Here is a 7378-nt window from a genome sequence, read left to right as displayed (position 1 = left end):
CCTTCAGCGTTTCCTGCGGCGCGGCGCGCCAGGGATCGGGGTCCGGCGCGGGCGCGATGTTGCCGGCCGGGATCGGGAAGGCCTCCATCTCAGGCGCCCAGCAGGCTCTGGCCGCAGACGCGGACGATGTTGCCGTTGACCCCGGCGCTGCGCGGCTCGGCGAGCCAGAGGATGGTCTCGGCGACATCTTCCGGCAGGCCGCCCTGCCCCATCGCGTTCATCCGCCGTCCGGCCTCGCGGATGGCGAAGGGGATGGCGGCGGTCATCCGGGTCTCGATGAAGCCGGGGGCGACGGCGTTGATCGTGGCCCCGCGCGCGGCAAGGCGCGGGGCGAGCGCATCGACCATGCCGATCACGCCGGCCTTGGTCGCGGCATAGTTGGTCTGGCCGACATTGCCGGCGATCCCGGCGATCGAGGAGACGCCGACGATGCGGCCGTTGGGCCCGAGCGCGCCGGCGCCGAGCAGGGCTTCGGTGATGCGCAGCGGGGCCAGCAGGTTGACCTGCATCGTCTGGTCCCATTCGGCGCGGCTCATGCGGGCGATGGTGCGGTCGCGGGTGATGCCGGCATTGTGGACGACGACGTCGTAGCCGCCGTGGGTCGCGGCGTCCTCGAGGATCGCGGCATCCGAAGCGGGATCGGTGATGTCGAGGGCGAGGCGGCTGCCGCCGAGGCGCTGGGCGAGGGACAGCAGGTCGGCCCCGGCCTGGGGCACGTCGAGGGCGACGACCTTCGCCCCTTCGCGGGCGAAGGCTTCGGCGATGGCGGCACCGATGCCGCGGGCGGCGCCGGTGACGAGAACGCGGCGGCCCCGATGGGCGCGCGGCGCGGATTCGGGCAGGTCCACGACCGGCGCCGCGACGTGGACGACCTGTCCCGAGACATAGGCGCTGCGGCGGGAGAGGAAGAAGCGGAGCGTGCTGTCGAGCGCGGCGGCATCGGCATCGGCGGCGAAGCGGACGAGCTGCACCGCGATGTTGCGCCGCGCCTCCTTGCCGAGCGAGCGGGTGAAGCCTTCGAGGGCGCGCTGGGCAATCCTTGCATCGGCGTCGGCGCAGGTTTCCGGCGGCGCGCCGAGGACGACGATGCGGCCGTCCGGCGCGATCTCGCGGATCACGCGGTGAAAGAAGGTGTAGAGCGCGTCGAGCCCGGCCGGATCGGCGATGCCGGTCGCATCGAACACCGCCGAACCGGCGCGCCCGCTCTGCCCCGGCAGGAAGCGCGCCGCCATGACGCCGTGGTGGGCGGCGAGACCCGGCCAGTCGGCGGCATCGCCCTCGAACAGCATCGCGGCCGGCGTGCCGGCGAGGGTCGCGACCACGGCCGCGGCGAGACGGCCGCCGGGGGCGGCGCCGGCGAGGACCGGGCCGATCACCGCGGGCTGCCCCTCGGCGTGGCGCAACAGCGGACGGGGCTGCGGCAGCCCCAGCCGGCCGGTGAGGAAGCGGCCGACCGGCCGGTTGGCGAAGGCGAGGTAGCGGTCAGCCATCATTCGGCCGCCGTCGGTGCGCGCGACGACCGCGCCTTCGCGCCGCCCCTCCCGATCCGGGCGATGCCGGGCGCCTCGCCGCCATCGCGCTCGGCCCAGTAGGCGGCGCGGGTCTGCAGGGCTTCCGCCATGCCGAAATCCTGCGGGAAATCATCGACCGCGATGACCTTCGCCGCATTATCGGCGAAGGTGCGGATCAGTTCGGCCTCCTCCGCGTCGATCAGGCCCTTCTGCCGCGCCTCGCCGGCCCAGTCGACGAGCAGCGGCAGGGCTTGCGGCAGGCGGCCGATGGTGCCGGCGCGGATCGAGTCCTTCAGGCGGCGCTCGATCGCCTCGATGCGCGGATAGGCCATCGCGGCGGGTTCGAGGGCGCCGAGCAGCGGCTCGATGTCCGGGCGCGGCTGCCACGCACCTTCGAAAAGACGCGCGCGGGTCGGCCCCATCTCGCGCAGGAGCGCGGAGATCTCGGCATGCAAGCGGTCGGAGGGTGCCGCGGCCGGCACGCCGAAGGGGAAACACAGCAGGCGGAGCGCAATTCCGACCGGGCGGATCGGGTAGTTCGCGTAGAGCTCGCGCAGGGCGGTGTGGGCGCGGTGCAAGGCGTCCTGCGCGGCCCAGTGGACCAGCGGCAGGTCGGCGCCGGGGCGGCCGTCATCCTCGTAGCGCTTGAGCACGGCGGAGAGGATGTAGAGCTGGCTCAGCACGTCGCCGAGGCGGGCGGTGACGCTTTCCTTGCGCTTGAGCGCGCCGCCGAGGGTTGCCATCGCGATGTCCGACGACAGGGCGAGGACGACGGAGAGACGGTCGGCCGCGCGGTAGTAGCGGGCGAGTTCGGGCGCCGCACCTTTCGGTGCGCGGCGGCGGACGCCGAGACCGGCGAGGCCGGCGCGCAGCGCGTTGCTGGCGACGAAGCCCATGTAGCCGAAGAAGGCGCGGTCGAAGTCGCGCAGCGCCTTGCGGCCGTCGCTCTCGGCGCCGGCGTGCATCAGCCTGAGGATGTAGGGATGGCAGCGGATCGCGCCCTGGCCGAAGATGATCAGGCTGCGGGTCATGATGTTCGCGCCCTCGACCGTGATCGCGATCGGGATCTGCTGCCAGGCGCGGGCGAGGAAGTTGCCGGGGCCCATGCAGATGGCCTTGCCGCCGGCGATGTCCATCGCATCGGCCACCACCATGCGGCCGCGTTCGGTCATGTGGTATTTGGCGATGGCGGAGATGACCGAGGGCTTCTCGCCGATATCGATGGCGACGGCGGAGAGCTTGCGGGTGGCGTCCATGGCGTAGAGGTGGCCGCCCATACGGCCCATCGGCTCCTCGATCGCCTCGAACCGGCCGACCGGCATGTTGAACTGGCGGCGGATGGCGGCATAGGCGCTGGTGCCGTTGGTGGCGATCTTGGCCGCGCCGGTGGCCGAGGAGGGCAGCGAGATGGCGCGGCCGGCGGCGAGGCATTCCATCAGCATGCGCCAGCCCTTGCCGACCTGGGCATGGCCGCCGATGACCATGTCGACCGGGACGAACATTTCGTGCGCGCGGATCGGGCCGTTCTGGAAGACGGCGTTGAGCGGCCAGTGGCGACGGCCGATCTCGAGGCCGGGATGCGCGCGCGGGATCAGCGCGCAGGTGATGCCGGGCTCGGGATTGTCGCCGAGCAGGCCTTCGGGATCGCGGACGCGGAAGGCGAGGCCGACCACGGTCGCGACCGGGGCGAGGGTGATGTAGCGCTTGTCGCAGGAGACCAGGAAGCCGAGGGTCTCGCGGCCTTCCCACATGCGGCGGACGACGATGCCCGTGTCGGTGATCGAGGCGGCGTCGGAGCCGGCATAGGGGTTGGTGAGGGCGAAGCAGGGCACGTCCTCGCCGCGGGCGAGGCGCGGGAGATAGTGGTTCTTCTGCTCCTCGGTGCCGTAATGGAGGAGAAGTTCGGCCGGGCCGAGGGAGTTCGGCACCATGACCGAGACCGCCGCGGCCGAGCAGCGGGTGGCGAGCTTGGTGACCACCGCGGAATGCGCGAGTGCCGAGAAGCCCTTGCCGCCATACGATCGGGGGATGATCATGCCGAGGAAGCCGGCTTCCTTGGCATAGTCCCAGGCGGCGGGCGGCATGTCCTGCCAGATCTGGGTGCTGTCCCAGTCATTGGCGAGGTCGCAGAGGCGCTCGGTCTCGTTGTCGAGGAAGGATTGCTCCTCGGGGCTGAGCACCGGCTTCGGGGTGGCGAGCAGCTTCGACCAGTCGGGGCGGCCGGCGAAGAGCTCGGCGTCCCACCAGACGGAGCCGGCCTCGATGGCGCTGCGCTCGGTCTCGCTCATCTTCGGCATGATGCGGCGGAAGACGGGCAGCAGGCGGCGGCTGAGCAGGCGCTCGCGGGTGCCGGTCGCCGACAGCAGGGCCGCCGGCGCGCCGATGACGACCAGCAGGATGACGCTCGCGATCCAGCCGGCGGCGCCGGTCAGCCAGCCGATGACCAGCCAGGCCACGAGGCCGGCAAGAAACAGCCGCGCGGGGCGGCGCGCGGCAATGAGGGCGCCGGCGCCGGCGATGCCGGCGAGCCACCAGAGGGCAGTGATCAAGTCCATGTCGTCAATCTCCCTTTCCGGGCCGCCGTCGCTCAGGCGGCGGCGATCGCGCCGGTCGAGCGGTCGGTGAAGGCGTCGTAGTGAATGTCGGCCGCCGCGATGCCCGCCGCGCGCAGCACCGGCAGTGCGGCGTCAATCATCACGGGCGGACCGCAGAGATAGGCCTGATGGCCGGCGAGTGCCACGCCGAGCGCGGCGAGATGCTCGTGCACGAAACCCCGCGCGCCAGACCAGTCAGAGCCCGCCGGCTCGGCCGAGAGGACCGGCACGAAGGTGAAACGGGAAATCCAGCTGCGGGTGAGAAGCGAAATCTCGTCGAGCGCGTAGAGATCGGCCCTGGTGCGGACACCGAATATCAGGATCGCGTCGCGCGGCACGCGGTCGGCCCGCGCCTGTTCGAGCACCGCCTTGACCGGACCGAGCCCCGATCCGCCGGCGATGGCGACGATGGGGGCGGTGCCGGGGCGGAGCCAGAAATCGCCGAACGGGCCGCGCAGGTCGAGCGTGTCGCCGGGGCGTGCCGCCTCGAACAGCCAGGAGGTGAAGGCGCCGCCGGGGACGTGGCGGATGAAGAAGCGGGCGGTGGTCGCCGCCGGGCCGGAGGGCGGGTCGATGAAGGAGAACTGCCGCATCTCGTCGCCGGGCCGTGCCAGCTCGGCATACTGGCCGGCGGTGTAGGCGAGCGGGGCATCGAGCGTCACCGACAGGCGCATGATGTCCGACGTCATGCGGTCGAGTGCTGCGATGCTGGCGCGGGCGGCGATCACGTCATGCCGGGGGCCGCCGAGGGAAAGCCGGTCGTTCTCGAGAACGACCGGGCCCTTCGGCACCGACTGGCAGGCGAGGATGACGCCGGCGCGCATCTCCTCGTCGGTCAGGAGGTAGGATTTGTCGGTGAGTTCGCGCACCTCGCCCTCGACCAGCCTGGTCTTGCAGGTGCCGCAGGAGCCCACACGGCAGCTGTGCGGATAGGCGATGCCCTGGTCGAGCGCGGCCTGCAGGATGGTCTGCTTCGGCGGCACGTCGAAGCTGAGATCCGCGGGCAGGACGCGGACGCTCGCCGCGCCCTGCCTGCCGCCGAAGAGACGGTCGAGCAGCCCCATCGGTTACTCCGCCGCGGCCAGGGTGGCGAGATGCGCGCGCGAGGCGGCAAACTCGGGCACGCCGCTGCGGGCATTCGCCGCCTCGATCAGCGGGAATTCGGCGGGGATCGCGTAGCGGCGGTCCCAGTCGAGCACCAGCGGGTGGACGATGCGCCGGAACACCGAGGGCGCCAGCGCGAGATAGATCATCGTCAGGTAGCCGAACGGCATCATCGGCGCGTCCGGATAGGAGCGGAGTTCCCAATAGGGCTTGTCGCCCATGGCGTGGTGATGCGAGTGGCGGGTGAGGTTGAACAGCAGCCAGGACGAGACGCGGTGGTTGCAGTTCCACGAATGCCGCGGTTCGATCGGCGCGCCCGGCACGCGGACGATGCCGTAATGCTCGATGTAGTTGACCGCCTCGAGATAGCTTTTGCCGAACAGCGATGTCGCGAAGAAGACGGCGACGCCGACCCAGCCGGCGAAGAGGAGGAAAAGCCCGGCATAGGCGAGGGTCATCAGCCAGCCGGTGAACATGCGGTTGCGCGGGCTCCAGACCGGTCGGCCGAGGCGCTTCAGCCGCGCCGCCTCGATGTGCCAGGCGCCGGCGATCTGCCCGAGGGTGGAGCGGACGATGAAGTGATAGACGGATTCGCCGCGATAGGCGGTGGCCGGGTCCTTCGGCGTGCCGAGATTGGCGTGGTGTCCGTAGACATGCTCGATCGAGAAGCTCGCATCCGAGGTGAGCGCCAGCAGCCAGCGGCCGACCAGCATGGCCGGCCGGCTCCATGTGCGGTGCGTGAGTTCGTGGCCGACCACGGTGCCGAATCCCGCCCAGATCGTGCCGAGCGCATAGGCGCCGACGACGAGCTCGATCAGGGTGACATGCGCGCGGGCGGCGAGCAGATCGACGCCGGTCAGCGCCGCATAGGCGTGGCCGAGCCCCAGCGTGTCGCCGCGGACGCCGAGATAGCCGCCAAGGAACCAGGCGTAGAAGACGAGGTAGACCACCATCAGCGGCAGGACGAGATAGAGCTGGAGGTTCATCTGCGTCGGGTTGCGATAGACCGGATCGGAAAGTTCCATGCCGCCGACGAGGTCGAGACCGACGAAGACGGCGGTGATGATCGCCGCGGCAATGAAATAATGCCACCCGCCCAGAGTCATCAGGGCGGTGAAGACGACGGCGATGGCGGTGATCGAAAGCGATCTTGCTGTGGCTTGCATGGGCTGGACGCTCCTGTTTATGTTTTGGAGAGCACGTTGACGTAAACGATAGTTTTGCCCTGATGCAAGTTATTTTTTGGATAGTTTAGGCGAATTAATCCTGTTTTTGGGATTTTGATCAATTTATGAGGACTGCCCCGAGCGCTGCGGGAGCAGTGCCGGTCGCGGCACATTTGCGGGCCGGCACGCTGCCGACGACGCGGAGGATCACCTGCAAATCGCCGCAGCCAGCCGCGCTCGGCAGAGGCATGCGCCGGCGCGGAGAGATCTAGAGGCCGGGCTTCAGGAATGGCGCCGGCATGACGAAGCCGGACGGGGCGGCGACGCTGACGGCGCCGCCCCTCACACGGTCTTACAGCTTGCTTGTCAAACCGGACAGAAGGCCGGTCACGGGCGCAAGCGGGCTCGTGCTGCCCGTGGTTCCCGTGGCGCTGGAGAGCGTGCCCGTCACCGTCGATACCGCGCCGGTCACCGGTGCCAACAGGGTGGTGGTCGTGCCGGTCGTCGAACCGCCGGTGGGCAGGGTGCTGGTGGCCGTGGCGAGCGTGCCGGTGATCGGCGCGAGCGCGCCGGTGGCGCCGGTGGTCGAGCCGCCGACCGGCAGGGCGCTGGTCGCCGTGTTGATCACCTGGCCGACCACGCCGGTCACCGTGCCAAGGCCGGAGCCGGTCAAGCCGCCCAGAGGCGAGGTCGAGGGCAGCGAGCCGACCGCCGTGCCGGTGGCGCCGGTCAGCGTCGCCGCACCGGTGCCGAGCGCGCCCGATACCGAGCCCGTCAGGTTCGTCAGCGTCTGGCCAAGCGACGTGCCGCCCGGCGTGCTCGTGCCGCCGATCGCGTTGCTCGCCGTCACCAGCGCGCCGTTCACCGCCCCGCCCAGCACAGGCACGTTGCCGGCGCCTTGGCCAGCGTGTCCACCCCGCCGCCGGCGGCGCCGCCCAGGCTCTGGTTCGCCGTCGCCAGCAGCGTCGAGGCCACCGGCAGCGTCGCCGTGTTGAGCGAGCCC

Annotated in this window: 5 protein-coding genes; all 5 read right to left on the bottom strand. The window is 70.8% G+C overall.

The genetic code is table 11. The features are described 5' to 3' along the window. Positions 1 to 89: 89 nt before the first annotated feature. Entirely contained in the window at positions 90 to 1490 is a 1401-nt protein-coding gene (locus tag APM_RS17510; protein WP_039889160.1) for a 3-oxoacyl-ACP reductase, read from the bottom strand. Then, the gene (locus APM_RS17505; RefSeq protein ID WP_007424730.1) at positions 1490 to 4066 is read right to left on the bottom strand and encodes an acyl-CoA dehydrogenase; all 2577 of its coding nucleotides are present in this window, start codon (positions 4064 to 4066) and stop codon (positions 1490 to 1492) included. Before APM_RS17505 ends, APM_RS17510 begins: the two co-directional genes overlap by 1 nt. A gap of 32 nt (positions 4067 to 4098) precedes the next feature. Next, a complete protein-coding gene (locus tag APM_RS17500) occupies positions 4099 to 5169 on the bottom strand; it encodes a 2Fe-2S iron-sulfur cluster-binding protein (protein ID WP_007424729.1) in 1071 nt (356 codons plus the stop codon). A 3-nt stretch (positions 5170 to 5172) separates the two neighbouring features. After that, entirely contained in the window at positions 5173 to 6375 is a 1203-nt protein-coding gene (locus APM_RS17495; protein ID WP_007424728.1) for an alkane 1-monooxygenase, read from the bottom strand. A gap of 352 nt (positions 6376 to 6727) precedes the next feature. Further along, positions 6728 to 7261 (bottom strand): hypothetical protein, encoded by a 534-nt coding sequence (locus tag APM_RS17490; protein WP_007424727.1) that lies wholly within the window; start codon positions 7259 to 7261, stop codon positions 6728 to 6730. Positions 7262 to 7378: the final 117 nt, after the last annotated feature.

The sequence above is a fragment of the Acidiphilium sp. PM genome (assembly GCF_000219295.1).
GTDB classification, from domain to species: Bacteria; Pseudomonadota; Alphaproteobacteria; order Acetobacterales; family Acetobacteraceae; genus Acidiphilium; species Acidiphilium multivorum.
Note: the sequence above shows the minus strand (reverse complement) of the source record. Positions and strands in the feature narration are given on the sequence as shown.